Below are 25,363 nucleotides of genomic sequence, written 5' to 3' on the forward strand. Positions count from 1 at the left end.
CAGCCGGACCTGGGGGGTCCACCACGCGGGGCAGGGCCGGGGCAGCATCACGTCTCCCCCGTACGCGCCGAGCAGCGCCAGCAGCAGGGCGGGCGCGCCGGGCCCGGCGGCCACGTTCTCCGGCGCGGTCGGGAGCCCGCGCCGCCCCCAGTGCCGGCAGGCGGCCTCGCGTACGGGCGCGCCGCCGCCCGGGGGTTCGGGCGCGGCGCGCCCGGCGGCCGCGGCGATCACGGCGGTGAGCTCGGGGAGCACGGGCAGGCCGGGCTCGGGCGCGGGCGGCCCGTAGCGGACCGGACCGCGGCCCTCCGCCGTGCGCTGCGTCCCCGGCACCTCTCCCCGCCTTCCGCGTTCCGCATCGGTCCCTCGTCGGCCGACCACCGCCTCGAACATGCCCTTTATACGGCGGTTCGCGGTGGTGTGCCTGTTGTCGCCCGCCGCCCGGCGGCGGGCGGCTCACCCCCGCCTGCCCACCAGGGCCAGCAGCCGGGTCTGGGCGTTCGCGCCCGCCGGCACCTCCAGGGGCGCGGCGAACAGACCGCCGGCCGCCAGCCCGTCGGCGTAGGGCATGACCTCCTTGAGGGCGAACTCGACGAGGCCGCCCGGGAGCCGGTCGTCGGCTCCGATGCCCCGCGAGAGGTCCCAGGCGTGCACGACGCAGTCGGCGGTCAGCTCGGCGCAGTACGCCCGCCCCAGCGCCGGCCCGTACGAGAGCCTGACGGTGCGGTCCAGCGCCCCGGGCGCGGTGAACGCGGCGTGCGCGGCACCCGCGGCCCGCTCCCAGGCGCCGACCGGGTCCCCGCCGAGGACGTCTCCGGAGAAGGCGTCGCCGATCTCCTCGATGGTGCGCCCCTCGGTGACCATCGGCGGGATCCAGAGCTGCTCGCCGGTGACGTGCTCGACCAGGTCGCGGACGGTCCATTCGGTGCAAGGGGTCGGGTCGCCCCACTGGCCGTCCCCGACGGCGCGCACCCGCTCGCCGAAGAGCCGCAGGGCCTCGGCGTGCCGTTCGAGAAGCCCGCGCCAGGCCGCGTCCGCGCTCGCGCTCCCGCCCCCGCCCCCGCCCCCGTCCCCGCCCGTGTCCCGCGTGTCCGGCATGGCGCTCACCGTCCTCTGCCAGGGGGCCGGATCTCTGGGGCCCACTGTCCTCGCACCCCTCTCCCCCTGCCACCGAGCTGCCCGAACGGCTTGCGACACAAGAGCCCTGTCCATATGTCAAAACGCATATCTCATCCATCGAACGTATCCCCTACGGTGATCACAACGCTTCGACGACCAGAGGGAGTCGGCTCATGCACGCCGAGGAGACCGGGGAAACCGCCGTCTACACGCACGGGCACCACGAATCCGTACTGCGCTCGCATCGCTGGCGCACCGCCGCGAACTCGGCCGCGTACCTGATCGGCGAACTGCGCCCGGGGATGGCGGTCCTGGACGTGGGCTGCGGTCCCGGCACGATCACGGCGGACCTGGCGGAACTGGTCGCGCCGGACGGCCGGGTGACGGCGGTCGACGCGGCGGGGGACGTCCTGGAGCAGGCCGCGCGGTACGCGCGGGAGCGAGGCCTGGCCGATGCGGTCACCTTCGCCACCGCCGACGTCCACGCGCTCCCCTTCCCGGACGACTCCTTCGACGTGGTCCACGCCCACCAGGTGCTCCAGCACGTCGGCGACCCCGTACGGGCCCTGCGGGAGATGCGCCGGGTGTGCCGGCCGGGCGGGATCGTGGCCGCCCGCGACGCCGACTACGCGGCGATGACCTGGTACCCGGCCGAGCCGGGCCTGGACGAGTGGCTGGGCCTGTACCGGCGGGTGGCCCGCGCGAACGGCGGCGAACCGGACGCCGGGCGCCGCCTGCTGTCCTGGGCGCGGGAGGCCGGGTTCTCGAAGGTGGCACCGTCGGCGACGGCCTGGTGCTTCGCCACCCGGGAGGAGACGGCGTGGTGGTCCTCGCTGTGGGCGGACCGCACGACGGCCTCGGCGTACGCCTCCCTCGCGACGGCCTCCGGCCACGCCTCCCCCGAGGGCCTGGCCGCGATCGGCGAGGCGTGGCACCGCTGGGCCGCCGCCCCGGACGCCTGGTTCTCGGTCCTGAACGGCGAGATCCTGGCCCGGGCCTGACGCCCCGTCCCGTCCCGTCCCCGGTCGCCGCGAGCGTCCGCCGGACCGGACGGGAGGGGTCCGCCGGACCGGGCGGGAACGGTTCACCGCACCGGGCGGGAAGCGTTGCCCGCGACCCGGATTTGGGCCCGTGCCCCGGAGGTGGTTGGCTTGCCGCGACGAGCGGACACAACTGCTGGAGGAACAGCTATGGCGCAGGTCGAGGCCACCACGGAGCGGATCATCGCGGCTGACGCGGAGACCGTGTTCGACGCGCTGGCGGACTACACCGGGACCCGGGGGAAGCTGCTGCCCGAGCACTTCAGCGAGTACGAGGTGCGCGAGGGCGGCGACGGCGAGGGCACCCTCGTCCACTGGAAGCTCCAGGCCACCAGCAAACGCGTACGCGACTGCCTGCTGGAGGTCACCGAGCCGACCGACGGCCAGCTCGTGGAGAAGGACCGCAACTCCACCATGGTCACCACCTGGGTCGTCACCCCGGCGGGCGAGGGCAGGTCCAAGGCCGTGGTCACCACCGTCTGGAACGGCGCCGGCGGCATCGGCGGGTTCTTCGAGCGCACCTTCGCCCCCAAGGGCCTCGGCCGCATCTACGACACGCTGCTGGCCAACCTGGCCGCCGAAGTCGAGGGCTGAGCAAGGCCGTTGCCGAGCCGCGGCGTACGCCCGGCGCGTATGGCCCGACGCCGGCGCCGATGCCGGGCGGCTCACCGGATCGGGTGGATTTCCCCGTTGATGTGAGCCCCCGGCCCGGGCGTGGCCCCGGGCCGCGGCGGGCCCCGGCGGCTAGGCTGGGACCCTGCGCGGAATCGGCGTGGAAGCCCGCGCGGACGCCGCCGTCCGCCTCGGCCGGCCCCGCGCGGACGCGCCGTGCGCAGCCGACCGCCCGGGGGGCCCGATGAAGATTCTCGTCTCCGCCGACATGGAAGGCGCCACGGGCGTCACATGGCCCGCGGACGTCCTGCCCGGCACCCCCCAGTGGGAACGCTGCCGGCCCATGTTCACCTCCGACGTGAACGCGGCCGTCCTCGGCTTCTTCGACGGCGGCGCCGACGAGGTCCTCGTCAACGAGGCCCACTGGACCATGCGCAACCTGCTGCTGGAACAGCTCGACGAGCGGGCCGAGATGCTCACCGGCCGCCACAAGAACCTCACCATGGTGGAGGGCGTGCAGCACGGGGACGTCGACGGCATCGCGTTCGTCGGCTACCACACCGGCGCCGGCTCCGAGGGCGTCCTCGCCCACACCTACCTGGCCAACTCCATCACCGGGGTCTGGCTGAACGGGACCCGGGCGAGCGAGGGCCTGCTCAACGCCCACGTCGTCGCCGAGTACGGGGTGCCCGTCATCCTCGTCACCGGAGACGACCTGACCTGCGTCGACGCCGGGGGCTACGCCCCGGAGGCGCTGAAGGTCGCCGTCAAGGACCACGTCTCGCGCTACGCCGCCGTCTGCCGCACCCCGGCCCGTACCGCCGCCGACATCCGGGCCGCCGCCAAGCAGGCCACGGCCCTCGCCGTACGCCGGGATCCCGTGCGCGGCGGTCCGTACACGGTGGAGCTGGAGTTCGACGCCGCACACCTGGCGATGGCCGCCACCGTCGTCCCGGGCGCCGAACGCTTCGGGGAACGCAGGGTCGCGTACACCAGCGAGACGATGTACGAGGGGATCCGGACCTTCAAGGCGGTCACGACGGTCGTCTCGGCGGCCGTGGAGGAGCAGTATGGCTGACATGCCCGCACTCACCCAGGAGTCCCCGGCGGACCGGGAGTCCCCCGTGGACCGGATCGCGCTCGACGAAGCCGTCGATTTCACCTCCGGTCTGATCCGCATCGACACCACGAACCGGGGCGGCGGCGACTGCCGTGAGCGTCCCGCGGCCGAGTACGTCGCCGAGCGGCTGGCCGCGGCCGGCGCGGAGCCGGTCCTGCTGGAGCGCACGCCCGGCCGCACCAACGTGGTGGCCCGGATCGAGGGCACCGACCCCGGCGCCGAGGCCCTCCTCGTCCACGGCCACCTCGACGTGGTGCCCGCCGAGGCCGCCGACTGGAGCGTGGACCCCTTCTCCGGGGAGATCCGCGACGGGGTGGTCTGGGGCCGCGGCGCCGTCGACATGAAGAACATGGACGCGATGGTGCTGGCCGTCGTACGGGCCTGGGCGCGGGCAGGGGTCAGACCCCGCCGGGACATCGTGATCGCCTACACCGCCGACGAGGAGGACAGCGCCGTCGACGGCTCGGGATTCCTCGCCGACCGGCACGCGCACCTCTTCGAGGGCTGCACGGAGGGCCTGAGCGAATCCGGGGCCTTCACGGTGCACAACGGGCCCGGCCAGGCCCTCTACCCGATCGCCGCAGGTGAACGCGGCACCGCCTGGCTCAAGTTGACGGCCCACGGCACCACGGGGCACGGCTCCAAGCCCAACCGGGCCAATGCCGTCAGCCGGCTCGCCGCCGCCGTGGCCCGGATCGGCGAGTACCGCTGGCCCGTCCGGCTCACCGGCACGGTCGCCGCCTGCATCACCCGACTCGCCGCCCTCCAGGGTCTGTCGGTCGACCCCGGCGCCCGCGGGTTCGACCTCGACGCCGTCCTCGGCAAGCTGGGACCGGCCGGCATCCTCGTCGAGGCGACGGTGCGCAACAGCGCCAACCCGACCATGTTCAGGGCCGGTTACAAGCTCAACGTCATCCCGGGCACGGCCACCGCGTACGTCGACGGCCGGACCCTGCCGGGCACCGAGGCCGAGTTCATCGCCACCCTCGACGAGCTCACCGGCCCCGACGTCACCTGGGAGTTCCACCACCGGGAGGTGGCCCTCGAAGCCCCCGTGGACGGGCGGACGTTCGGGATCCTGCGCGAGTCGGTGGAGCGCTTCGACCCAGAGGGCCACGTGGTGCCGTTCTGCATGGCCGGCGGCACCGACGCCAAGCAGTTCTCCCGGCTCGGGATCACCGGATACGGCTTCTCCCCGCTGAAGCTGCCACCCGGCTTCGACTACTGGTCCCTCTTCCACGGCGTGGACGAGCGGGTCCCCGTCGACGCCCTGCACTTCGGCGTACGCGTCCTCGATCACGCCCTGCGGACCCTGTGATGGTGATTCTGTGATGGTGATCCGGTGATGGCGGTGCCGACCGGGCCCTACGGCAGCTGGCCCTCGCCCATCGACGCGGCCGTCGCCGCCTCGCTCGACGGGCGGCCCGAGTACGTGGGCACCGTCGGCCCCGAGGTGTGGTGGACCGAGCCCCGCCCGGCCGAGGGCGGCCGCCGCACCCTGGTGCGCCGGCCGGCCGACGGCGGGCCCGAGGTCTCGGTGCTGCCGCCCCCGTGGAACGTCCGCAGCCGGGTCACCGAGTACGGCGGCCGCCCCTGGGTGGGCGCCGAACGCCCCTCGGGCGGGCCCCTGTTGGTGTTCGTCCACTTCGCCGACCAGCGGATGTACGCCTACGAGCCCGATGCGCCCGGCGGCGGCGCCCCGCGGCCCCTCACCCCGCTCTCCCCGGTCGGCGGCGGACTGCGCTGGGCCGACCCCGTCCTGCGCGACGGCGAAGTCTGGTGCGTGCTGGAGGAGTTCACCGGCCCGGCGCCGACCGACGTGCGCCGGGTGCTGGCGGCCGTACCGCTGGACGGCTCGGCCGCCGAGGACCGCTCCCTCGTGCGCGAACTGACCGACGACCGGCACCGGTTCACCACCGGGCCCCGCCTCTCCCCCGACGGGCTGCGGGCGGCCTGGCTGGTGTGGGACCACCCCCGGATGCCGTGGGACGGCACCGAGGTACGGCTGGCCGAGGTCGGGCCCGACGGGACGCTGACCGGGGCCCGCACCGTACTCGGCGGCCCCGAGGAGTCCGTCGCCCAGGTGGAGTGGACCCCGGACGGGGCCCTCCTCGCCGTCAGCGACCGCAGCGGCTGGTGGAACCCGTACCGGGTGGACCCGGAGACCGGCGAGGCCGTCGACCTGTGCCCGCGCGAGGAGGAGTTCGGCGGCCCCCTGTGGAAGCCGGGGCTGAGCTGGCTGGCCCCGCTCCCCGGCGGGCTCGTCGCCGTCCTGCACGGCCAGGGCGCCTCCGTGCTCGGCGTCCTCGACCCGGAGACCGGCGACCTGGTGGACGCCGCCGGACCGTGGACGGCCTGGCAGCCGACGCTCGCCGCGCACGGCAACCGCGTGTACGGGGTCGCGGCCAGCCCGCGCAGCGCCTACGAGGTGGTCGAGCTCGACGTCGAGTCCGGGCACGCCCGGGTGGTCGGCGCGGCCGGGGTGGACCCGGTGGACCCCGCGTACTACCCGGAACCGCAGAGCCGGACCTTCCTCGGCCCGGGCGGCCGGGAGATCCACGCCCACATCTACCCGCCGCACCACCCGGCGCGGCGCGCCCCCGCCGACGAACTGCCCCCGTACGTGGTGTGGGCGCACGGCGGCCCCACGGACCACGTGCCGCCCGTACTCGACCTGCACATCGCGTACTTCACCTCGCGCGGCATCGGCGTGGCCGAGGTGAACTACGGCGGTTCCAGCGGCTACGGGCGCGCCTACCGGGAGCGGCTGCGCGAGCAGTGGGGCGTCGTGGACGTGGAGGACTGCGCGGCGGTGGCGCGGGCGCTGGCCGCCGAGGGCACCGCGGACCCGGCGCGGCTCGCCATCCGCGGCGCCAGCGCGGGCGGCTGGACGGCGGCGGCCTCGCTGGCCGCCACCGACCTGTACGCCTGCGCGGCCGTCATCTACCCCGTGCTGGACCTGCTGGGCTTCGCCGAGGAGACCCACGACCTGGAGTCCCACTACATCGACGGCCTGGCCGGGCCCCCGCAGACCCTCGCCGTACGGTGCCGGGAGCGCTCGCCGCTGGCCCGCGCCGGGCGGATCACCGCGCCCTTCGTCCTGCTCCAGGGCCTGGAGGACCCGGTCTGCCCGCCCGCCCAGGCGGAGCGGTTCCTGGCCGCGCTGCGCGGGCGGCCGGTGCCGCACGCGTACGTCGCCTTCGAGGGCGAGGGGCACGGGTTCCGGCGGGCGGAGACCATGGTCCGCGCGCTGGAGGCGGAACTCTCCCTCTACGCGCAGGTGTTCGGCATCGAGCGGACGGACGTCCCGCGACTGGCACTGGAGCCGGACCCGGCGGCGCAGCGGTAGGCGCCTCAGCGGCCGGCCCCGGCCTGCGGCGCGGTCCCCGGTCTGGGGGCCGCGGAGCCACTGCCGCCGGGACGCCGGGACCAGCACCTGCTGCCGGGTCCGCGCCGCGCCCGGGTCGGCGTCGAGCGTCGCGGTGAGTTCGGGTGCGCCGGTGTGGTCGCAGACCCCGCCGGGGCGTCTTCAGCAGCCGACCGCCCGGTACGCGCCCTGCGGGGTGCGCGGCAGCACGGCGGCGCCGGGAAGCGTCGACTCCTTCGCCGCGCGCTCGACGGTGGTTCGGAAGACCGCCGGCCGGATCCGTTTCAGCGGCGAGGGGATGCGGGTGGGGGCGGGCGCCTTCATCGTCGGCACGGGAACGGGTACGGGCGACGGGTCGGTGCGCGCCTGCGCGCCGGCGGCCGGGCCGAAGCCGCCCGCCGCGATCACGAGGGCGACGCAGGGCGCCAGCAGGGCCGTGGACCGGCGTGCCCGGGAGTTCCTCACGCGCTCACCTCCACCCGATTTGGGCAGAATCACCCTATTTTAGCAGCGCGGCCGCAGGTGGGCCCTGCGGCGTCGGGCGCGCGCCGTTCCCGTGTCGGCGGCGAAGGTGGCGCCGGGGCGGCTGCCCCAGCTCCTAGCCTGGTCGGATGTCATCCTTCACGTACCTCCGCGAGGGGGAGCGCGTCGGGCTGCGGCCCTTCCGGCTCGCCGACGGCCCCGAGTTCACCGCACGCGTGCGCGAGAGCCGCCACCTCCACCACCCCTGGCTGAACCCGCCGACGACGACCGAGGAGTACGAGGCGTACGCGAGCGCGCTGATCGAGGGCGACGGGCGGGTGGGCTTCCTTGTCTGCGAGCGCGGCACCGGGGCCATCGCGGGCTTCGTCAACGTCAACAACATCGTCTACGGCGCCTTCGACTGCGGGGCCCTCGGCTACGGAGCCTTCGCACACTCCGCCGGGCGGGGCCTGTTCCGGGAGGCGCTGCCGCTCGCGGTGGCCCACGCCTTCGCCCCCGAGGACGAGGGGGGGCTGGGGCTGCACCGGCTGGAGGCCAACATCCAGCCGGACAACGCGGCCTCCCTCGCGCTGGTCCGCGGGGCCGGGTTCCGGCAGGAGGGGTTCTCGCCGGACTTCCTCTTCGTCGACGGAGCCTGGCGCGACCACGAACGCTGGGCGATCACCGCCGGGATGCCCGGGGCGTAGCGCTCCGGCCAGGGCTTTGCGCAATCCTGACCGGTGATGATCTGCGGAACCCCTGTGCACCGACCGCCCCGGAGTGTTCCATTTCCTGCATGGCCACCACCGTCCGCCGCGCCGTACTGAACCTGCCCGCAGCCCCGTTGGGCCCCGAGAACCCCCTGCCCGTCCTGCGCGCGCCCGCCGACGCGCACACGCTGGACGAGCGATCGCGCGAGGGACTGCCGCGCGACATGGCCCGCCAGATCGGCTACGAGCCGCTGCGCTCGCTGCTCCCCGTACGGCTGCGGGACGGGTACCGGCGGCACAGGCAGGAATCCGCGTTCGAGGCCGTCGTCCTGGAGAACGCGCACCTGCGCGTCACCGTGCTGCCCGGGCTCGGCGGCCGCGTCCACTCCCTGGTGCACGTGCCCACCGGCCGTGAACTGCTCTACCGCAACCCGGTGTTCCAGCCCGCCAACTTCGCCCTCAACGGCGCCTGGTTCTCGGGCGGCATCGAGTGGAACTTCGGGGCCACCGGCCACACCACCCTCTCGTGCGCCCCGCTGCACGCCGCCCTCGTCCCGGCGCCCGACGGAGGCGTGATGGTCCGGCTCTGGGAGTGGGAGCGGCTGCGCGACCTGCCGTTCCAGGTGGACCTGTGGCTGCCGGAGGACTCCGCGTTCCTGTACGTGGGCGTCCGCGTCCGCAATCCCCACGAGCGGCCCGCCCCCGTGTACTGGTGGTCCAACATCGCCGTCCCCGAGGACCCCGGCACCCGGGTGCTCGCCCCCGCCGACGAGGCCTGGCACTTCGGGTACGAGCGCTCGCTGCGCCGGATCCCCGTGCCCCGGTGGGAGGACCAGGACCGTACGTACCCGCTGCGCAGCGAGTACCCGGCCGACTTCTTCTACGAGGTCCCGGAGGGCGCCCGGCCCTGGATCGCCTCGCTGGACGCCGGGGGGCGCGGGCTCGTCCAGACCTCCACGGCCCGGCTGCGCGGACGCAAGCTGTTCGTGTGGGGTTCCGGGGAGGGCGGCCGCCGCTGGCAGGAGTGGCTGACCGAGCCCGGGACCGGGGGGTACGCCGAGATCCAGGCCGGGCTCGCCCGGACCCAGCTGGAGCACGTACGGCTGGAGGCCGGCGCGGAGTTCAGCTGGCTGGAGGCGTACGGACCGCTGACCGCGGACCCGGAGCCGGTGCACGGCCCCGACTGGCCGGCGGCGCGGCGCGCCGCGGAGGAGGCCCTCGCCGCCGCGCTGCCCGCGGAGCGGGTCGACGAGGCGTACGAGGCGTGGCGCGGGTGCGCCGACACGGAACCCGGGGAGCGGCTGGCGGCGGGCTCGGGCTGGGGCGCCCTGGAGGTGCTGTGCGGCGGGTTCCACCTGCCCGGCACCCCGTTCGAGGAAGCGGGGCTCGGCGAGGCCCAGGCGCCCTGGCTGGAGCTGTGGCGCACCGGGGTCTTCCCCGCGCCGCGGCGGGTGGCGCCGCCGGGGCCCAGCCTGGTCGCCCCGCACTGGCGGGACATGCTGGAGACGGCCCCGGCGGATCCGCTGACCGAGTACCACCTGGGCGTGGCCCAGTGGCACGCGGGCGACGTGGCTCAGGCGGTGCGCAGCTGGGAGCGCGGGCTGAAGCTGGCACCCTCGCGGTGGCCGCTGCTGCGCTGCCTCGCGGTGGCGGACGCGCTGGCCGGCGATACGGCGCGGGCGGCGCAGCGGTACGCCGAGGCCTTCGAGGACCTGGCCGAGGAGAGCCGGGGCGGTGAGCTCTGGACGGCCGCGGAGTCGGCGCTGGGGCGGGAGGCGATGACGGCGCTGCTGGCGGCCGGCCGGCTGCCGGCGGCGCGGGCGGTGTGGGACCGGCTGCGGCCGGCGCTCCGCGAGGAAGGCCGGTTCCGGCTGCTGGCCGCGCGGCTGCTGGCGGCGGAGGGGCATGCGGGCGCGGCCCGCCGGGTGTTCGAGGACGGCTTCGAGCTGGCGGACCTCCGCGAGGGCGAGGAGATCCTGTCGGAGGTCTGGTCGCGGATAACGCACCGGCCGCTCCCCGCGACGTACGACTTCCGCATGCGGCCGCCGACGTAGCGGCTCTCCACCCCGGGCGGACACGCCCCGGCGCCCCCGCCCCCGGTCCCGGGCCCCGGCGCCCCCGTCCCCGGTCCCGGGCCGCCCCAGGCCCCGGGCCGCCGCCGCTCCCGCACGATCATGGGAACGTTTGTTCTATTCTCTGGGTGAGAACACCGAGGGAGGCGCTCATGCGCTGGGACAATCTGACGGACGGGCCCGGGGCCCCGGAGCGGACGGGAGCGCTCTTCGGGGCCGCCTCCGTCGTCACCCGGACCTTCGACACCCCCGAGTTCCGGGGGATCACCTTCCACGAGGTCCGCGCCCGCTCGGTCCTCAACCGGGTGCCCGGTGCCTCGCGCATGCCGTTCGAATGGACGGTCAACCCGTACCGCGGATGCAGCCACGCCTGCGTGTACTGCTTCGCCCGCAAGACGCACAGCTACCTCGACCTCGACACCGGCATCGGCTTCGACTCCCAGATCGTCGTCAAGACCAACGCCCCCGAGGTGCTGCGCCGCGAACTCGCCGCACCCCGGTGGGCGGGCGCGCACGTCGCCATGGGCACCAACGTCGACTGCTACCAGCGCGCCGAGGGCCGCTACCGGCTGATGCCCGGGATCATCGAGGCCCTGCTGGAGCGGGCCAACCCCTTCTCCATCCTGACCAAGGGGACGCTGATCCTGCGCGACCTCCCCCTCCTGCGGCGGGCCGCCGAGGTCACCGACGTCGGCATCTCCGTATCCGTCGGCTTCACCGACACCGAGCTGTGGCGCACCGTCGAACCCGGCACCCCCTCCCCCGCCGCCCGGCTCGCCGCCGTACGCGCCCTCACCGGAGCCGGGATCGAGTGCGGGGTGCTGATGGCCCCGGTCATCCCCTTCCTCGGGGACTCCCCCGAGCAGCTGCGGGCCACCGTCCGGGCCGTCGCCGAGTCCGGGGCGACCTCCGTGACACCCCTGGTACTCCATCTGCGTCCGGGCGCCCGCGAATGGTTCACGGCGTGGCTCGGCGCCCACCACCCCCACCTCCTCGCGCGGTACGAGCGGATGTACGCGGGCGGCTCCTACGCACCCACCTGGTACCAGCGCCGGATCACCCGGCAAGTCCACGAGCTGGCCGCCGAATTCGGCATCGGGCCCTCCCGGCGGGGCGCGGCCCGCCGGATCCCCGTCCCCGAGCGACCGCCCGGGCCGGTGGCCGCCGAGCCGGTCCAACTCAGCCTCCTGTGACCTCGTACGGCCCCTGAAAGCTCATCACATCGGGCCAATCCGTGGCCCAATGCCGCCTTCCGGCCGTGGTTTCCGGGACGATTCCGCCCAGAACCCTCGGCTGGGAGGCCCCATGCTCCACCCCGCGAACCCTGCGCACCCCGCGCACCCCGCGAAGAAGCGCGGCCCGCTGACGAAGCGCGCCGCCGTCCTGCTGTCGGTCGCCACCGCGACCGCTGCCGCCGTCGTCACGAGCCCGGCGGGCGCCACGCCCACGGCCGCGGCGCCCTCCGCCGCCGTGCGCTGGACCGGCTGCGCGACCCCGCGCTACCCGACGCTGCAGTGCGCCTCCCTCAAGGTCCCGCTCGACCACGACCACCCGGCCGGCCGGCAGATCTCGCTGGCCCTGACCCGGGTCCCGCACACCGCCGCCACCTCGCAGGGCCCGCTGCTCGTCAACCCGGGCGGGCCGGGCGGCAGCGGCCGCGCCCTGGCCGGGTTCGTGGCCTCCGCGCTGCCGAAGGACGTGGCGGCCCAGTACGACGTGATCGGCTTCGACCCCCGCGGCGTCGGCAAGAGCGAGCCCGCCCTGGACTGCGGGCCCGGGCACTTCACCCCCGTGCGCCCGGACTCCGTACCGCTCGACCCGCAGACCGAGCAGGCCAACCTGGAGCGGGTGAAGTCCTTCGCCGAGTCCTGCCAGACCAAGCACGCGGACGTGCTCCCCTACATCGGCACCGTCTCGGCCGCCCGCGACATCGAGGTGCTGCGCGGGGCCCTCGGTGCCGCGAAGCTCAGCTACTTCGGCTACTCCTACGGGACCTACCTGGGCGCGGTGTACGCCAAACTCCACCCGGACCGGGTGCACCGCCTCGTCCTGGACTCCGTGGTCGACCCGGGCGGGGTCTGGTACGAGGACAACCTCGCGCAGGACCGGGCCTTCGACGCCCGGCACAAGGCCTTCCTGGCCTGGGTGGCCCGGTACGACGAGAAGTACGGGCTGGGCACCGACCCGGCGGGGGTCGAGGAGCGCTGGTACGCGATGCGCGACGCCCTGCGCGGGGCACCGGCGGGCGGCAAGGTGGGCCCGGCCGAGCTGGAGGACACGTACATGCCGGGCGGCTACTACAACGGCTACTGGCCGGTCCTCGCCGAGGCCTTCTCGGCCTACGCGGCGGCCGGGGACCCGAAGCCGCTGGTGGCGGCCTACGAGCGGTTCGGGGCGGTGGAGCCCTCCGCGGGCAACAGCTACAGCGTGTACACGGCGGTGCAGTGCAGGGACTCGGCCTGGCCGAAGGACTGGAACCAGTGGCGCGCGGACATGTGGCGCACCCACGCGAAGGCCCCGTTCATGACCTGGAACAACGCCTGGTACAACGCGCCGTGCGCGTTCTGGCGGACGGAGCCGCTGGCAGCGCCGGACGTGACCAACGCCGCCCTTCCGCCGGCCCTGCTGCTCCAGGCGACAGAGGACGCGGCGACCCCGTTCGAGGGGGCGCTGAGCATGAAGGAGAAGCTGAAGGGCTCGGCCCTGGTGGTCGAGGAGGGCGGCGGCAACCACGGGGTAGCCCTCAGCGGCAACAAGTGCCTGGACGAGAAGGTGGCGGCGTACCTGCGCAGCGGACAGGCGTCGGACGCGGCCTGCCCGGCCCAGGCGGCCCCGAAGCCCACGGCGGCCACCCGCGCGATCCCGCCCACGGCGGGCGGCACGGCCCTCCACGGCCTCCTGGGGTACCGCGGCTGAACCCGGCGCGGCCGCTTCAGCCCAGCGTGCGCAGGGCCGAGGTGGCCGCCACCGCCAGGCGGGGGTGGGACTGGGCCCGGGAGAGGACCTCGCGGGCGCGCGGGTCGCCGAGGGCGCCCAGGCCCTCGACGCAGGCCAGGGCCACCCGCCAGTACGGCTCGTGCGGCGACAGCAGCCGGGACAGCGTCGCCATCAGGACCGGCGCCGATTCGGGGGCGCGCAGCTTCGCGAGGAGCCGTACGGGCTGGAGGGCGTAGGCCGTGCGCAGGGTGTTGGAGGCGAGGGCCGCCGCCGCGCGGGCCGTACGCGGGTCGCCCAGGGCGGCCAGCGCCTCGGCGGCGGCCGCGCAGCGCGGCGGGTCGCGGTGGTTGAGGAGCAGGACCAGCGGCTCGAAGGCCCGCCGGTCCCCGGCCAGGCCGAGGCGGTACGCGGCCAGTTCGCGGGCCCACAGGGGCAGGCCGGCCGAGGTCAGGGAGGCGGCCAGCGCGTCGGGGTCCGCCGCGAGCAGTTCCTCGTACCGCGGGGACTCCCCGGCTTCCGTTCTCAGGCGCTCCAGCACGTCGTTCACCCGGCCCACCCTAGGGTGGCCGCGCCGTCGCCACGCCGGGTTTGCGACAGCCGGCTGATCGATGATCGATGATCGGTACATTCGGGCGGTACAGGTCACATCTCCGCGCTCTGGCGCGGCAGTTACCGGAGGGTTACGCTCGCATCAACGTACGAGGCCGGCCTGGTGACGCAGCCGCCCCGTACCAGTCGGTCCGGTAGCTCGTACGACTCCCGTGCACAGCTACCAGCCACCTATGCCGCCTTTCCGTACGGCGCGGCCCCGGGACAGGGTCCGCCGTACTCCGCCCCGCGCTTTCCGACGGGCCGGATCTCCCGCCGCGCGTCGTGCGCCGTGCGGCGCCCTCAGTCGTCACCCTCTTCCACTGGAGTCCCGCGATGGACCTTCCGTCCACGTCCAGTCAGTCCACCGGCCAGTCCGCCCTCCAGACCATCGCCGTCGTCGGCCTCGGCACCATGGGCACCGGCATCGCCGAGGTCCTCGCCCAGGCCGGCCGCGAGGTCATCGGCATCGACATCAGCGAGGCCGCCACCCGCCGGGCCACCGCCGCCCTCGCGGCCGCCACGGCCCGTTCGGTGGCCCGCGAGCGCCTCACCGAGCAGGAGCGCGAGGGCGTCCTCGCCCGCTTCCGCACCTTCACCGAGCTGTCCGCCGCGGCCGACGCCGACCTCGTCATCGAGGTCGTCCCGGAGGACTACGAGGTCAAGCAGCGGCTCTTCCGCGAGCTCGACGCGATCGTCCGCCCGGACACGGTCCTGGCCACCGGCACGAACGCGCTCTCGGTGACCCGCCTCGCCGCCGAATCCCAGCGCCCCGAGCGCGTCCTCGGTCTGCACTTCTTCAACCCGGCCCCGGCGATGAAGCTGGTCGAGGTGGTCTCCAGCGTCCTGACCGCCCCGCCGGCCGTCGAGGCCGTCACGGTGCTGGCCCGCGAGCTCGGCAAGGAGCCCGTCTCCGTCGGCGACCGTCCCGGCTTCGTCGCGGACGGCCTGCTCTTCGGGTACCTCAACCAGGCCGCCGCGATGTACGAGTCGAAGTACGCCTCCCGCGAGGACATCGACGCGGCGATGCGGCTCGGCTGCGGTCTGCCGATGGGCCCGCTCGCGCTGCTCGACCTGATCGGCGTGGACACCGCGCGCACCGTCCTGGAGGCCATGTACGCCTCCTCCGGCGACCGGCTGCACGCCCCGGCCCCGATCCTGGGCCACCTCGCCGAGGCCGGCCTGACCGGGCAGAAGTCCGGGCGCGGCTTCTACACGTACGCCGAGCCGGGCGGCTCCACGATCGTCCGCGACGCGCAGACCCCGCCGGACGGGGCCGGGCTCGCCGAGGGCCGCCCGGTCGCCAAGGTCGGCGTGGCCGGCTCCGGCACCATGGCGAGCGGCATCGCGCAGGTCTTCGCGCAGGCGGGCTTCGCGGTGGTGCTCGCCGCCCGCAGCCAGGAGAAGGCGTCGGCCGCGAAGGCCGCGATCGGCAAGTCCTTGGACCGTGCGGTGTCCAAGGGCCGGCTGACCGCGGAGAACGCGGCGCAGACGCTGGAGCGGATCAGCCCGGTCGGCTCGCTGGACGCCTTCGCCGACGTGGACCTGGCCGTGGAGGCCGTCGCCGAGGACCTGGCGGTCAAGCAGGAGCTGTTCGCCGCCCTCGACAAGGTCTGCAGGCCGGGTGCGGTGCTGGCCACCACGACCTCCTCGCTGCCGGTGATCGCGATCGCCCGCGTGACCTCGCGTCCCCAGGACGTGATCGGCATGCACTTCTTCAACCCGGCGCCGGCGATGAAGCTGGTCGAGGTGGTCCGCACCGTCCTGACCGCGGACGACGTGCACGCCACGGTCCGCGAGATCTGCGTCAAGGTGCGCAAGCACCCGGTGGACTGCGGGGACCGGGCCGGCTTCATCGTGAACGCGCTGCTGTTCCCGTACTTGAACAACGCCGTGAAGATGGTCGAGCAGCACTATGCGAGCCTCGACGACATCGACGCCGCGATGAGGCTGGGCGGCGGGTACCCGATGGGCCCCTTCGAGCTCCTGGACGTCGTCGGCCTGGACGTCTCGCTGGCGATCGAGAAGGTGCTCCACAAGGAGTTCCGCGATCCCGGCCTGGCCCCCTCCCCGCTGCTGGAGCACCTGGTGGCGGCGGGCTGCCTGGGCCGCAAGACCGGCCGCGGATTCCGTGAGTACGCCCGCCGGTAATCAGCGCCCCGGCCAGGTGCCCCCAGAGCCGGATGCGTGGGGAGGGCTGCTCGGGTCTGCCGCACCCTCACGGCAGGCCGTACCTTCCGAGCCCAGTGCGGGCCCTCCCCCGCATCCACCCCCGCCCCACCCCCCTCAGGCGCGCTCCCCCGCGCGAATGAAGTACTTTCGCTCTATGTCCCAGCCCGCCAAGACCTCGCCCCGCGCCGCCACGGCGTCCGACAGCACGGAGAGCCCGGCCGGCACCAAGGCGGCCGCACAGCGGCTCAAGATGCGCCGCGAGCTCGCCGCCGCGGCCATGGAGCTGTTCGCGACCAAGGGGTACGAGGCGACGACGGTCGACGAGATCGCCGCGACGGCGGGGGTGGCGCGCAGGACCTTCTTCCGGCACTTCCGCTCCAAGGAAGAGGCGATCTTCCCGGATCACGACGACACCCTGACCCGGGCCGAGGCGGTCCTGGACGTGGCCCCGGCGCACGAGCACCCGCTCGACACGGTGTGCCGCGGGATCAAGGAAGTCATGAAGATGTACGCCGCCTCGCCGGCGGTGTCGGTGGAGCGCTACCGGCTGACCCGCGAGGTGCCGGCGCTGCGGGAGCGCGAGATCGCCTCGGTGGCCCGGTACGAGCGGCTGTTCACCCGCTACCTGCTGGCCCACTTCGACGAGACCGACCACCACGACGGCAACGACGACCCGCTGCTGGCCGAGGTGGCCGCGTCGGCGGTCGTGACGGCCCACAACCACGTGCTGCGGCGCTGGCTGCGGGCGGGCGGCCAGGGGGACGTGGAGGCGCAGTTGGACCACGCCTTCTCGATCGTGCGCAAGACCTTCGGCACGGGCATCGGTGCGGGCCGCACCCTGAGCACCGCGCCGTCCCCGGCACCGGCCGCGCCGGCGCAGGTCCGTACCCAGGGCGAGGTGCTGGTGGCCGTGGCCCGTACGGACGCCCCGCTCGACGAGGTCATGCGGACCATCGAGGAAGCGCTCAGAAATAAGCAGTAGTCGCACACGTCACAGTGGCCGCTCCCGTTCCGGGGGCGGCCACTTTTGTTTGTCCGACTTGCCCCTACTCGCGGGTAACACTGATCGATCATCGCTCATCTGCGCAGGTCAATAGGCAAATGAGAGAAAGTTTTGGCACGCGGTGCCTTGCTGAGTGACACGGGGTGCCATACGTTGAATCTCGTCCGGATGTCCCCGCGGTCCACGCCCACTCGGCACGAACCGCGCCCCGGATGCCTGCGTCACCAGGCCCCGCGCGCACGCCCCACCACGGGCGTCGCGCCAGCACCACAGCTCTCCCCGCGGCCCCGGCCGAGGGGGGGTCCCCCCGGACCGACGGCCCGCAGTACCTCAGCACCACCCCCACCACACCCGTACCGCGCACCCGCGTATCCCTCAGCGCACCCTCAACAGCGCTCGCCGGAGGCAACACCGTGAAGGACATCCTCGACGCGATCCAGTCGCAGGCCGCTACGGCCGCCGACTTCGCGGCCCTGCCGCTCCCCGACTCCTACCGCGCGATCACCGTGCACAAGGACGAGGCGGAGATGTTCGCGGGGCTCACCACCCGTGAGAAGGACCCGCGCAAGTCCCTGCACCTCGACCAGGTCCCGGTGCCCGAGCTCGGCCCGGGCGAGGCCCTGGTGGCCGTCATGGCCTCCTCGGTCAACTACAACTCGGTCTGGACGTCGATCTTCGAGCCGGTGTCGACCTTCAGCTTCCTGGAGCGTTACGGCAAGCTGAGCGACCTCAGCAAGCGCCACGACCTCCCGTACCACGTCATCGGCTCCGACCTCGCGGGCGTCGTGCTGCGCACCGGACCCGGGGTCAACTCCTGGAAGCCGGGCGACGAGGTCGTCGCGCACTGCCTCTCCGTGGAGCTGGAGTCCTCCGACGGCCACAACGACACGATGCTCGACCCCGAGCAGCGCATCTGGGGCTTCGAGACGAACTTCGGCGGCCTCGCGGAGATCGCCCTGGTCAAGTCGAACCAGCTGATGCCCAAGCCGGACCACCTCAGCTGGGAGGAGGCCGCCTCCCCCGGCCTGGTCAACTCCACCGCCTACCGCCAGCTGGTCTCCCGCAACGGCGCCGGCATGAAGCAGGGCGACAACGTCCTGATCTGGGGCGCCAGCGGCGGACTCGGCTCGTACGCCACCCAGTTCGCCCTCGCCGGCGGCGCCAACCCGATCTGCGTCGTCTCCAGCGAGCAGAAGGCGGACATCTGCCGCGCGATGGGCGCGACGTCGATCATCGACCGCAACGCCGAGGGCTACAAGTTCTGGAAGGACGAGAACACCCAGGACCCGAAGGAGTGGAAGCGCTTCGGCAAGCGCATCCGCGAGCTGACCGGCGGCGAGGACATCGACATCGTCTTCGAGCACCCGGGCCGCGAGACCTTCGGCGCCTCGGTCTACGTCACGCGCAAGGGCGGCACCATCACCACCTGCGCCTCCACCTCGGGCTACATGCACGAGTACGACAACCGCTACCTGTGGATGTCGCTCAAGCGCATCATCGGCTCGCACTTCGCCAACTACCGCGAGGCGTGGGAGGCCAACCGCCTGATCGCCAAGGGCAAGATCCACCCCACGCTGTCCAAGGTCTACTCCCTGGAGGAGACCGGCCAGGCCGCCTACGACGTCCACCGCAACCTCCACCAGGGCAAGGTCGGCGTCCTGGCGCTGGCCCCCGAGGAGGGCCTGGGCGTGCGCGACCACGAGATGCGCGCGACGCACCTCGACGCGATCAACCGCTTCCGCAACGTCTGAGATCGTTCAAGGGCCAAAGGGACAGCCTGAGATGACAGAGCGCCAGAAAGACCGTCCGTGGCTCATGCGGACGTACGCCGGCCACTCCACGGCCGAGGCGTCCAACGAGCTGTACCGCCGCAACCTCGCCAAGGGCCAGACCGGCCTGTCGGTCGCGTTCGACCTCCCGACGCAGACCGGCTACGACCCCGACCACATCCTCGCCCGCGGCGAGGTGGGCCGGGTCGGGGTCCCGGTCTCCCATCTGGGCGACATGCGGCGGCTGTTCCAGGACATCCCCCTGGAGCAGATGAACACCTCGATGACGATCAACGCCACCGCCATGTGGCTGCTGGCGCTCTACCAGGTGGCCGCCGAGGAGCAGGGCGCTGACATCGCCCAGCTCCAGGGCACCACCCAGAACGACATCGTCAAGGAGTACCTCTCGCGCGGGACGCACGTCTTCCCGCCCGGGCCCTCGCTCCGCCTGACGACGGACATGATCGCGTACACGGTCAACCACATCCCGAAGTGGAACCCGATCAACATCTGCTCGTACCACCTCCAGGAGGCGGGGGCCACCCCGGTCCAGGAGATCTCGTACGCGATGTCGACGGCGATCGCCGTGCTGGACTCGGTGCGCGACTCGGGCCAGGTGCCCGAGGAGCGCTTCGGCGAGGTGGTCGCCCGTATCTCGTTCTTCGTGAACGCGGGCGTCCGCTTCATCGAGGAGATGTGCAAGATGCGCGCCTTCGGCCGCATCTGGGACCAGGTCACCCGCGAGCGCTACGGCATCGAGAACGCCAAGCAGCGCCGCTTCCGGTACGGCGTCCAGGTCAACTCCCTCGGGCTGACCGAGGCGCAGCCGGAGAACAACGTCCAGCGCATCGTGCTGGAGATGCTCGCGGTCACGCTCTCCAAGGACGCCCGGGCCCGCGCCGTGCAGCTGCCCGCCTGGAACGAGGCGCTGGGCCTGCCCCGGCCCTGGGACCAGCAGTGGTCGCTGCGCATCCAGCAGGTCCTGGCGCACGAGAGCGATCTACTGGAGTACGAGGACATCTTCGCCGGATCCCACGTCATCGAGGCCAAAGTCGACTCCCTGGTCGCCGACTGCCTGGCCGAGATCGACCGGATCCAGGAGATGGGCGGCGCGATGGCCGCCGTCGAGTCCGGGTACCTGAAGGGCGAGCTGGTCGCCTCGCACGCCGAGCGGCGCGCCCGGATCGAGGCCGGCCAGGACAAGATCGTCGGCGTCAACTGCTTCGAGCAGACCGAGGAGAACCCGCTGACGGCCGACCTGGACGGCGCCATCATGACGGTCGACCCGGCCACCGAGGCGCTGACCGTGGAGCGGATCGTCCGCTGGCGGGCCGAGCGGCAGGAGTCCTCGGACCGGCAGGGGAACGGCGACCCCTTCGTCTTCCCGACGGTGATGCAGGCCCTGGACCGGCTCAAGGAGGCCGCCGCCGGGACCGAGAACCTGATGGAGGCCACCTTGGAGTGCGCCCGCGCCGGTGTCACCACCGGCGAGTGGGCCAACGCCCTGCGCGAGGTGTTCGGCGAGTTCCGCGCCCCGACCGGGGTCTCCTCGGCCCCGGTGGCGGTCACCGCCGAGGAGGGCACGCCGATGGCCCTGGTCCGCGAGAAGGTCACCCGTACCGCCGAGGACCTGGGCTCCGGCCGGCTGCGCCTGCTGGTCGGCAAGCCGGGTCTGGACGGGCACTCCAACGGCGCCGAGCAGATCGCCGTACGGGCCCGCGACGCCGGGTTCGAGGTGGTCTACCAGGGCATCCGGCTGACGCCCGAGGAGATCTCCTCGGCGGCGCTGGCCGAGGACGTGCACTGCGTGGGACTGTCCATCCTGTCCGGCTCGCACAGCGCGCTCGTGCCGGACGTGCTGGAACGCCTCCGTACGGCGGGGGCGGGTGACATCCCCGTGGTCCTCGGCGGCATCATTCCGAACGCCGACGCCATCGCCCTCAAGGCGGCCGGAGTGGCCGCCGTCTTCACACCCAAGGACTTCGGTATCACGGAGATCATCGGCCGTATCGTCGACGAGATCCGGAAAGCGAACAAGCTCGACCCTCTGGAGGTCCCCGCATGACCACGCCCACGTCTCCCGTGAACCGGCTGCGGCCGCGCCGCTCCTGCCTCGCGGTGCCGGGATCGAACCCACGTTTCCTGGAGAAGGCCCAGGGTCTGCCGGCCGACCAGGTCTTCCTCGACCTGGAGGACGCCTGCGCCCCGCTCGCCAAGGAAGGCGCCCGCCACACCATCGTGGACGCGCTGAACAACGGCGACTGGACCGGCAAGACCCGGGTGGTGCGCGTCAACGACTGGACCACGCACTGGACGTACCGCGACGTCATCACCGTCGTGGAGGGCGCCGGCCAGAACCTCGACTGCATCATGCTGCCGAAGGTCCAGGACGCCCAGCAGATCGTGGCGCTGGACCTCCTGCTGACGCAGATCGAGAAGACGATGGGCTTCGAGGTCGGCAAGATCGGCATCGAGGCGCAGATCGAGAACGCCCAGGGGCTCAACAACGTCAACGCGATCGCGCAGGCCTCCCAGCGCGTGGAGACGATCATCTTCGGCCCGGCCGACTTCATGGCCTCCATCAACATGAAGTCGCTGGTCGTGGGCGAGCAGCCGCCCGGCTACCCGGCGGACGCCTACCACTACATCCTGATGAAGATCCTGATGGCCGCCCGGGCCAACAACCTGCAGGCGATCGACGGCCCCTACCTCCAGATCAAGAACGTGGACGGGTACCGCGAGGTCGCCGGCCGCGCCGCGGCCCTCGGCTTCGACGGCAAGTGGGTGCTGCACCCGGGCCAGGTCGAGGCGGCCAACGAGGTCTTCTCCCCCTCCCAGGAGGACTACGACCACGCCGAGCTGATCCTCGACGCGTACGACTGGTGCACCTCCGAGGCCGGCGGCAAGAAGGGCTCGGCCATGCTCGGCGACGAGATGATCGACGAGGCCAGCCGCAAGATGGCCCTGGTCATCGCGGGCAAGGGGCGCGCGGCGGGGATGCAGCGCACCACCAAGTTCGAACACCCCGCGACCGAGAAGACGGCGGAGGCCTGAGTCCCATGCAGTTCGGACGCACGTACGAGGAGTTCGAGGTCGGCGCGGTCTACAAGCACTGGCCCGGGAAGACGGTCACGGAGTACGACGACCACCTCTTCTGTCTGCTGACCATGAACCACCACCCGCTCCACATGGACAGCAATTACGCCGAGAACACGACCGACTTCGGCAAGAACGTGGTCGTGGGCAACTACATCTACTCGCTGCTGCTGGGCATGTCCGTGCCGGACGTCTCCGGGAAGGCCATCGCCAACCTGGAGATCGAGTCCCTGCGGCACGTGGCGCCGACCTTCCACGGCGACACGATCTACGGCGAGACCACGGTCCTCGACAAGACCCCGTCGAAGTCGAAGAACGACCGCGGGATCGTGTACGTGGAGACCAAGGGCTACAAGCAGGACGGCACCCTCGTCTGCGTCTTCCGGCGCAAGGTGATGGTCCCGACCGAGACGTACATCAAGGAGCGCGGCGGCGAGCAGCCCGGCCGCCCCACGCTGAAGGAACAGGGGAAGTAGCCATGGCCCGACTCGCCCAGACCGCCGGGCTGACCGACGTCCAGCGGGAGATCCTCAAGACCGTCCGGGAGTTCGTCGACAAGGAGATCATCCCGGTCGCGACCGAGCTCGAACACCGCGACGAGTACCCGCAGCAGATCGTCGACGGCCTCAAGGAGCTCGGCCTCTTCGGCCTGATGATCCCGGAGGAGTACGGCGGCCTGGGTGAGTCGCTCCTCACGTACGCGCTGTGCGTGGAGGAGATAGCGCGGGGCTGGATGTCCGTCTCGGGCATCATCAACACGCACTTCATCGTGGCGTACATGCTCAAGCAGCACGGCACCCAGGAGCAGAAGGACCACTTCCTGCCCCGCATGGCGCTGGGCGAGGTGCGCGGCGCGTTCTCGATGTCCGAGCCCGGGCTGGGCTCCGACGTGTCGGCCATCACGTCGAAGGCGGTGAAGGACGGTGAGGAGTACGTCCTGAACGGCCAGAAGATGTGGCTGACGAACGGCGGCTCCTCGACCCTCGTGGCCGTTCTGGTCCGAAGTGACGAAGGACACCCCGAGGGCACGGCGCCCCACAAGTCGATGACGACCTTCCTCGTCGAGAAGGAGCCGGGCTTCGGTGAGGTCCGTCCGGGCCTGACCATCCCGGGCAAGATCGACAAGATGGGCTACAAGGGCGTCGACACGACCGAGCTGATCATGGACGGACTGCGCATTCCGGCCAATCGGGTCCTCGGAGGCCAGACGGGCCGAGGGTTTTACCAAATGATGGACGGGGTCGAGGTCGGCCGCGTCAACGTGGCGGCGCGTGGCTGCGGCGTCGCTCAGCGTGCGTTCGAACTGGGTGTCTCGTATGCCCAGCAACGTCACACTTTCGGCAAGGCGATCGCCGAGCACCAGGCCATCCAGTTCAAGCTGGCCGAGATGGCTACCAAGGTCGAGGCCGCCCATGCGATGATGGTCAACGCAGCACGCAAAAAGGACTCCGGGGAACGAAACGACCTGGAGGCAGGGATGGCGAAGTACCTCGCCTCCGAATACTGCAAGGAGGTAGTCGAGGACGCCTTCCGTATCCATGGCGGCTACGGGTTCTCGAAGGAGTACGAGATCGAGCGCCTCTACCGCGAGGCACCGATGCTGCTGATCGGTGAGGGTACGGCCGAGATCCAGAAAATGATCATCGGTCGGCGCCTGCTCGAGGAGTACCGACTGCAGGGCTGAAAGTCCCTTTTGCGGCGGATCCTCCATGGGTTCGCCGCAAAAGAATCACTGGCAGTCACTGGCTGGCGGCCATCGACTCGGCTTCTGGCTTGCCCAGTTGTTGCGTGCAACCGATAGCATTCCAGTAAAGCCGCCGTCCCGTCCCCCTGTTTGCGGCGCGGCAATCACCCGCTACGAAGGTCATCCATGCCCCACAGCCAAACCTCTGCACCTCGCGTCGGCATCCTGAACGGACGTCTCGCACGCGGAGCATCGCCGTGGCTCCTGCCGACCGTCGCCACCGCTGCGCTCAGCCTCACCCGGGCCCGCAAGTCCGGACGCTGGGCCGCCGTGGCCGTGCCCACCACCGCTCTCGCGGCGGGCATGCTGTGGTTCTTCCGCGACCCCGAGCGTGAGATCACGCAGGGCCGGGTCATCTCGCCCGCCGACGGTGTGGTGCAGAGCATCATGCCGTGGAAGGACGGACGGACCCGGGTCGCGATCTTCATGAGCCCGCTGAACGTCCACGTCAACCGTGCGCCCCTCGCGGGCACGGTGACGTCCGTGGAGCACATCCCGGGCGGGTTCGTCCCGGCGTTCAACAAGGAGAGCGAGAACAACGAGCGCGTTGTCTGGCACTTCGACACCGAGCTCGGCGACATCGAGATGGTGCAGATCGCCGGCGCCGTCGCACGCCGCATCGTCCCGTACCTGCCGGCCGGCACCAAGGTGGAGCAGGGCGAACGCATCGGTCTGATCCGTTTCGGCTCCCGCGTCGACATCTACCTCCCCGAGGGTGTCGAGGTCGCGGTCGAGGTCGGACAGGCCACCACCGCGGGGGTGACCCGAATTGACCGTGACTGACCCCGAGACTCCCACCACACCGTCGGGCGGCTGGGTGCCCGAGGCCGCGGAGGAGGAGTCCGCCGAGGACGACATGCCGCTCTCGCTGCGGCTGTCGATAGCCGACACCCTCACCCTCGGCAACGCGACGTGCGGATTCATGGCGGTGTACTTCACCACCACCGGGATCCTCATCCCGCACCTCACCGGCAGCGGTGAGTCGGGCATGGCCCGCAACAGCGCCGCCACGGCGGTGATACTGATGCTGCTCGCCGCGGTCTTCGACCTCTTCGACGGCATCGTGGCCCGCAAGCTGCGCAGCTCGCCGATGGGCGCGGAGCTGGACAACCTGTCCGACCTGATCAGCTTCGGCCTGGCTCCCGCGTACTTCGTGCTCGTGTACGGCATGGTCGCCGACGACGCGGTGCAGAAGATGTCGGCGCTGGCCGCGATCGTGGTGCTGCTGGCCGTGGTGCTCAGACTCGCGAGATTCAGCTGCGTGACCATGAAGGACGGCATGTTCCAGGGCATGCCGAGCCCCTTCGGCGCGCTCACGGTCGTCTCGATCGTGCTGCTGGAGCTGCCGTTCATCCCGACGCTACTGGCGATCATCGGGGTGGCCTGGCTGATGGTGAGCCGGGTCGAGTACCCCAAGCCGCGGGGTGTCCTCGCGGTGGCGATGCTCAGCTGGATCATCGGGGCCATGGGCCTGCTGGCGGCCTGGGCGTTCGACGCCCCGGGCGGTCAGCTGCTGCTCCAGGCGGGCTGCGCCCTGCAGATCGCCCTCGCGGCC

21 protein-coding genes and 1 pseudogene are annotated in these 25,363 nt (G+C 72.5%); 18 read left to right on the forward strand and 4 right to left on the reverse strand.

All coding sequences use genetic code 11. The annotated features are described in order from the left end of the window. A pseudogene (locus tag ACS04_RS12230) lies at window positions 1–330 on the reverse strand (pyridoxal phosphate-dependent aminotransferase); the annotation flags it as partial. 123 nt (window positions 331–453) lie between these two features. Then, window positions 454–1,095, reverse strand: coding sequence for a TIGR03086 family metal-binding protein (locus ACS04_RS12235; RefSeq protein WP_078864691.1), 642 nt, complete (start codon window positions 1,093–1,095; stop codon window positions 454–456). Window positions 1,096–1,289: 194 nt separating this feature from the next. On the opposite strand from ACS04_RS12235, the gene ACS04_RS12240 reads away from it, so the two are divergent. From ACS04_RS12240 to ACS04_RS12260, 5 genes are all read left to right on the forward strand, one after another. After that, window positions 1,290–2,117: a methyltransferase domain-containing protein gene (locus ACS04_RS12240; RefSeq protein WP_048476580.1), complete on the forward strand. Its 828-nt coding sequence runs from the start codon at window positions 1,290–1,292 to the stop codon at window positions 2,115–2,117. Between the two features lie 189 nt (window positions 2,118–2,306). After that, a complete protein-coding gene (locus ACS04_RS12245; protein WP_030155115.1) occupies window positions 2,307–2,750 on the forward strand; it encodes an SRPBCC family protein in 444 nt (147 codons plus the stop codon). A gap of 262 nt (window positions 2,751–3,012) precedes the next feature. Next, a complete protein-coding gene (locus tag ACS04_RS12250) occupies window positions 3,013–3,846 on the forward strand; it encodes a M55 family metallopeptidase (protein WP_048476610.1) in 834 nt (277 codons plus the stop codon). Continuing rightward, entirely contained in the window at window positions 3,839–5,206 is a 1,368-nt protein-coding gene (locus tag ACS04_RS12255; RefSeq protein ID WP_398024797.1) for a M20/M25/M40 family metallo-hydrolase, read from the forward strand. The genes ACS04_RS12250 and ACS04_RS12255 overlap by 8 nt, the downstream gene beginning before the upstream one ends. Window positions 5,207–5,233: 27 nt before the next feature. Continuing rightward, window positions 5,234–7,237 carry a prolyl oligopeptidase family serine peptidase gene (locus tag ACS04_RS12260; RefSeq protein WP_048476582.1) on the forward strand — a complete coding sequence of 668 codons (2,004 nt, stop codon included), beginning with the start codon at window positions 5,234–5,236 and terminating at the stop codon, window positions 7,235–7,237. Between the two features lie 180 nt (window positions 7,238–7,417). On the opposite strand, the gene ACS04_RS12265 is transcribed toward ACS04_RS12260, so the two are convergent. Further along, window positions 7,418–7,720 carry a hypothetical protein gene (locus ACS04_RS12265; RefSeq protein ID WP_048476583.1) on the reverse strand — a complete coding sequence of 101 codons (303 nt, stop codon included), beginning with the start codon at window positions 7,718–7,720 and terminating at the stop codon, window positions 7,418–7,420. A 146-nt stretch (window positions 7,721–7,866) separates the two neighbouring features. On the opposite strand from ACS04_RS12265, the gene ACS04_RS12270 reads away from it, so the two are divergent. The 4 genes from ACS04_RS12270 to ACS04_RS12285 all read left to right on the forward strand — a co-directional run bounded on the left by ACS04_RS12270 (window position 7,867) and on the right by ACS04_RS12285 (window position 13,415). Beyond that, complete coding sequence (locus ACS04_RS12270; RefSeq protein WP_048476584.1) at window positions 7,867–8,424, forward strand: GNAT family N-acetyltransferase; 558 nt, start codon at window positions 7,867–7,869, stop codon at window positions 8,422–8,424. Between the two features lie 89 nt (window positions 8,425–8,513). Further along, window positions 8,514–10,481, forward strand: coding sequence for a DUF5107 domain-containing protein (locus ACS04_RS12275; RefSeq protein WP_048476585.1), 1,968 nt, complete (start codon window positions 8,514–8,516; stop codon window positions 10,479–10,481). Window positions 10,482–10,651: 170 nt separating this feature from the next. Further along, the gene (locus ACS04_RS12280; protein WP_048476586.1) at window positions 10,652–11,692 is read left to right on the forward strand and encodes an Rv2578c family radical SAM protein; all 1,041 of its coding nucleotides are present in this window, start codon (window positions 10,652–10,654) and stop codon (window positions 11,690–11,692) included. A 112-nt stretch (window positions 11,693–11,804) separates the two neighbouring features. After that, complete coding sequence (locus ACS04_RS12285; RefSeq protein WP_107438589.1) at window positions 11,805–13,415, forward strand: alpha/beta hydrolase; 1,611 nt, start codon at window positions 11,805–11,807, stop codon at window positions 13,413–13,415. Between the two features lie 16 nt (window positions 13,416–13,431). Here ACS04_RS12285 and ACS04_RS12290 read toward each other — a convergent pair whose 3' ends face one another. Then, window positions 13,432–13,983 carry a HEAT repeat domain-containing protein gene (locus ACS04_RS12290; protein WP_048476587.1) on the reverse strand — a complete coding sequence of 184 codons (552 nt, stop codon included), beginning with the start codon at window positions 13,981–13,983 and terminating at the stop codon, window positions 13,432–13,434. A 377-nt stretch (window positions 13,984–14,360) separates the two neighbouring features. Between ACS04_RS12290 and ACS04_RS12295 the strand changes: the two genes are divergently transcribed. The 9 genes from ACS04_RS12295 to pssA form a co-directional block, all read left to right on the forward strand. Beyond that, a complete protein-coding gene (locus tag ACS04_RS12295; protein ID WP_048476588.1) occupies window positions 14,361–16,175 on the forward strand; it encodes a 3-hydroxyacyl-CoA dehydrogenase family protein in 1,815 nt (604 codons plus the stop codon). A gap of 175 nt (window positions 16,176–16,350) precedes the next feature. Next, window positions 16,351–17,178 carry a TetR family transcriptional regulator gene (locus ACS04_RS12300; protein WP_048476589.1) on the forward strand — a complete coding sequence of 276 codons (828 nt, stop codon included), beginning with the start codon at window positions 16,351–16,353 and terminating at the stop codon, window positions 17,176–17,178. Between the two features lie 434 nt (window positions 17,179–17,612). Continuing rightward, the gene (gene ccrA / locus ACS04_RS12305; protein ID WP_048476590.1) at window positions 17,613–18,950 is read left to right on the forward strand and encodes a crotonyl-CoA carboxylase/reductase; all 1,338 of its coding nucleotides are present in this window, start codon (window positions 17,613–17,615) and stop codon (window positions 18,948–18,950) included. A 31-nt stretch (window positions 18,951–18,981) separates the two neighbouring features. Next, entirely contained in the window at window positions 18,982–21,033 is a 2,052-nt protein-coding gene (locus tag ACS04_RS12310; protein ID WP_048476591.1) for a protein meaA, read from the forward strand. After that, complete coding sequence (locus tag ACS04_RS12315; RefSeq protein WP_048476592.1) at window positions 21,030–22,022, forward strand: HpcH/HpaI aldolase/citrate lyase family protein; 993 nt, start codon at window positions 21,030–21,032, stop codon at window positions 22,020–22,022. Before ACS04_RS12310 ends, ACS04_RS12315 begins: the two co-directional genes overlap by 4 nt. Window positions 22,023–22,027: 5 nt before the next feature. Then, the gene (locus ACS04_RS12320) at window positions 22,028–22,540 is read left to right on the forward strand and encodes a MaoC family dehydratase (RefSeq protein ID WP_030010163.1); all 513 of its coding nucleotides are present in this window, start codon (window positions 22,028–22,030) and stop codon (window positions 22,538–22,540) included. Between the two features lie 2 nt (window positions 22,541–22,542). Beyond that, complete coding sequence (locus ACS04_RS12325) at window positions 22,543–23,748, forward strand: acyl-CoA dehydrogenase family protein (protein ID WP_048476593.1); 1,206 nt, start codon at window positions 22,543–22,545, stop codon at window positions 23,746–23,748. Window positions 23,749–23,934: 186 nt separating this feature from the next. Further along, window positions 23,935–24,591 (forward strand): phosphatidylserine decarboxylase, encoded by a 657-nt coding sequence (locus tag ACS04_RS12330; RefSeq protein WP_048476594.1) that lies wholly within the window; start codon window positions 23,935–23,937, stop codon window positions 24,589–24,591. 34 nt (window positions 24,592–24,625) lie between these two features. Then, on the forward strand, window positions 24,626–25,363 hold a 738-nt coding region (pssA, locus tag ACS04_RS12335; RefSeq protein WP_048476595.1), incomplete at its 3' end, for a CDP-diacylglycerol--serine O-phosphatidyltransferase.

Origin of the sequence: Streptomyces roseus (assembly GCF_001044425.1) — a bacterium.
Lineage (GTDB): Bacteria > Actinomycetota > Actinomycetes > Streptomycetales > Streptomycetaceae > Streptomyces > Streptomyces roseus.

Bases quoted from the DNA above. Each gene is read 5' to 3' on its own strand.
- ACS04_RS12235 (WP_078864691.1), bottom strand. From the start codon at position 1,095: ATGCCGGACACGCGGGACACGGGCGGGGACGGGGGCGGGGGCGGGGGC.
- ACS04_RS12240 (WP_048476580.1), top strand. From the start codon at position 1,290: ATGCACGCCGAGGAGACCGGGGAAACCGCCGTCTACACGCACGGGCAC.
- ACS04_RS12245 (WP_030155115.1), top strand. From the start codon at position 2,307: ATGGCGCAGGTCGAGGCCACCACGGAGCGGATCATCGCGGCTGACGCG.
- ACS04_RS12250 (WP_048476610.1), top strand. From the start codon at position 3,013: ATGAAGATTCTCGTCTCCGCCGACATGGAAGGCGCCACGGGCGTCACA.
- ACS04_RS12255 (WP_398024797.1), top strand. From the start codon at position 3,839: ATGGCTGACATGCCCGCACTCACCCAGGAGTCCCCGGCGGACCGGGAG.
- ACS04_RS12260 (WP_048476582.1), top strand. From the start codon at position 5,234: ATGGCGGTGCCGACCGGGCCCTACGGCAGCTGGCCCTCGCCCATCGAC.
- ACS04_RS12270 (WP_048476584.1), top strand. From the start codon at position 7,867: ATGTCATCCTTCACGTACCTCCGCGAGGGGGAGCGCGTCGGGCTGCGG.
- ACS04_RS12275 (WP_048476585.1), top strand. From the start codon at position 8,514: ATGGCCACCACCGTCCGCCGCGCCGTACTGAACCTGCCCGCAGCCCCG.
- ACS04_RS12280 (WP_048476586.1), top strand. From the start codon at position 10,652: ATGCGCTGGGACAATCTGACGGACGGGCCCGGGGCCCCGGAGCGGACG.
- ACS04_RS12285 (WP_107438589.1), top strand. From the start codon at position 11,805: ATGCTCCACCCCGCGAACCCTGCGCACCCCGCGCACCCCGCGAAGAAG.
- ACS04_RS12295 (WP_048476588.1), top strand. From the start codon at position 14,361: ATGGACCTTCCGTCCACGTCCAGTCAGTCCACCGGCCAGTCCGCCCTC.
- ACS04_RS12300 (WP_048476589.1), top strand. From the start codon at position 16,351: ATGTCCCAGCCCGCCAAGACCTCGCCCCGCGCCGCCACGGCGTCCGAC.
- ACS04_RS12310 (WP_048476591.1), top strand. From the start codon at position 18,982: ATGACAGAGCGCCAGAAAGACCGTCCGTGGCTCATGCGGACGTACGCC.
- ACS04_RS12315 (WP_048476592.1), top strand. From the start codon at position 21,030: ATGACCACGCCCACGTCTCCCGTGAACCGGCTGCGGCCGCGCCGCTCC.
- ACS04_RS12320 (WP_030010163.1), top strand. From the start codon at position 22,028: ATGCAGTTCGGACGCACGTACGAGGAGTTCGAGGTCGGCGCGGTCTAC.
- ACS04_RS12325 (WP_048476593.1), top strand. From the start codon at position 22,543: ATGGCCCGACTCGCCCAGACCGCCGGGCTGACCGACGTCCAGCGGGAG.
- ACS04_RS12330 (WP_048476594.1), top strand. From the start codon at position 23,935: ATGCCCCACAGCCAAACCTCTGCACCTCGCGTCGGCATCCTGAACGGA.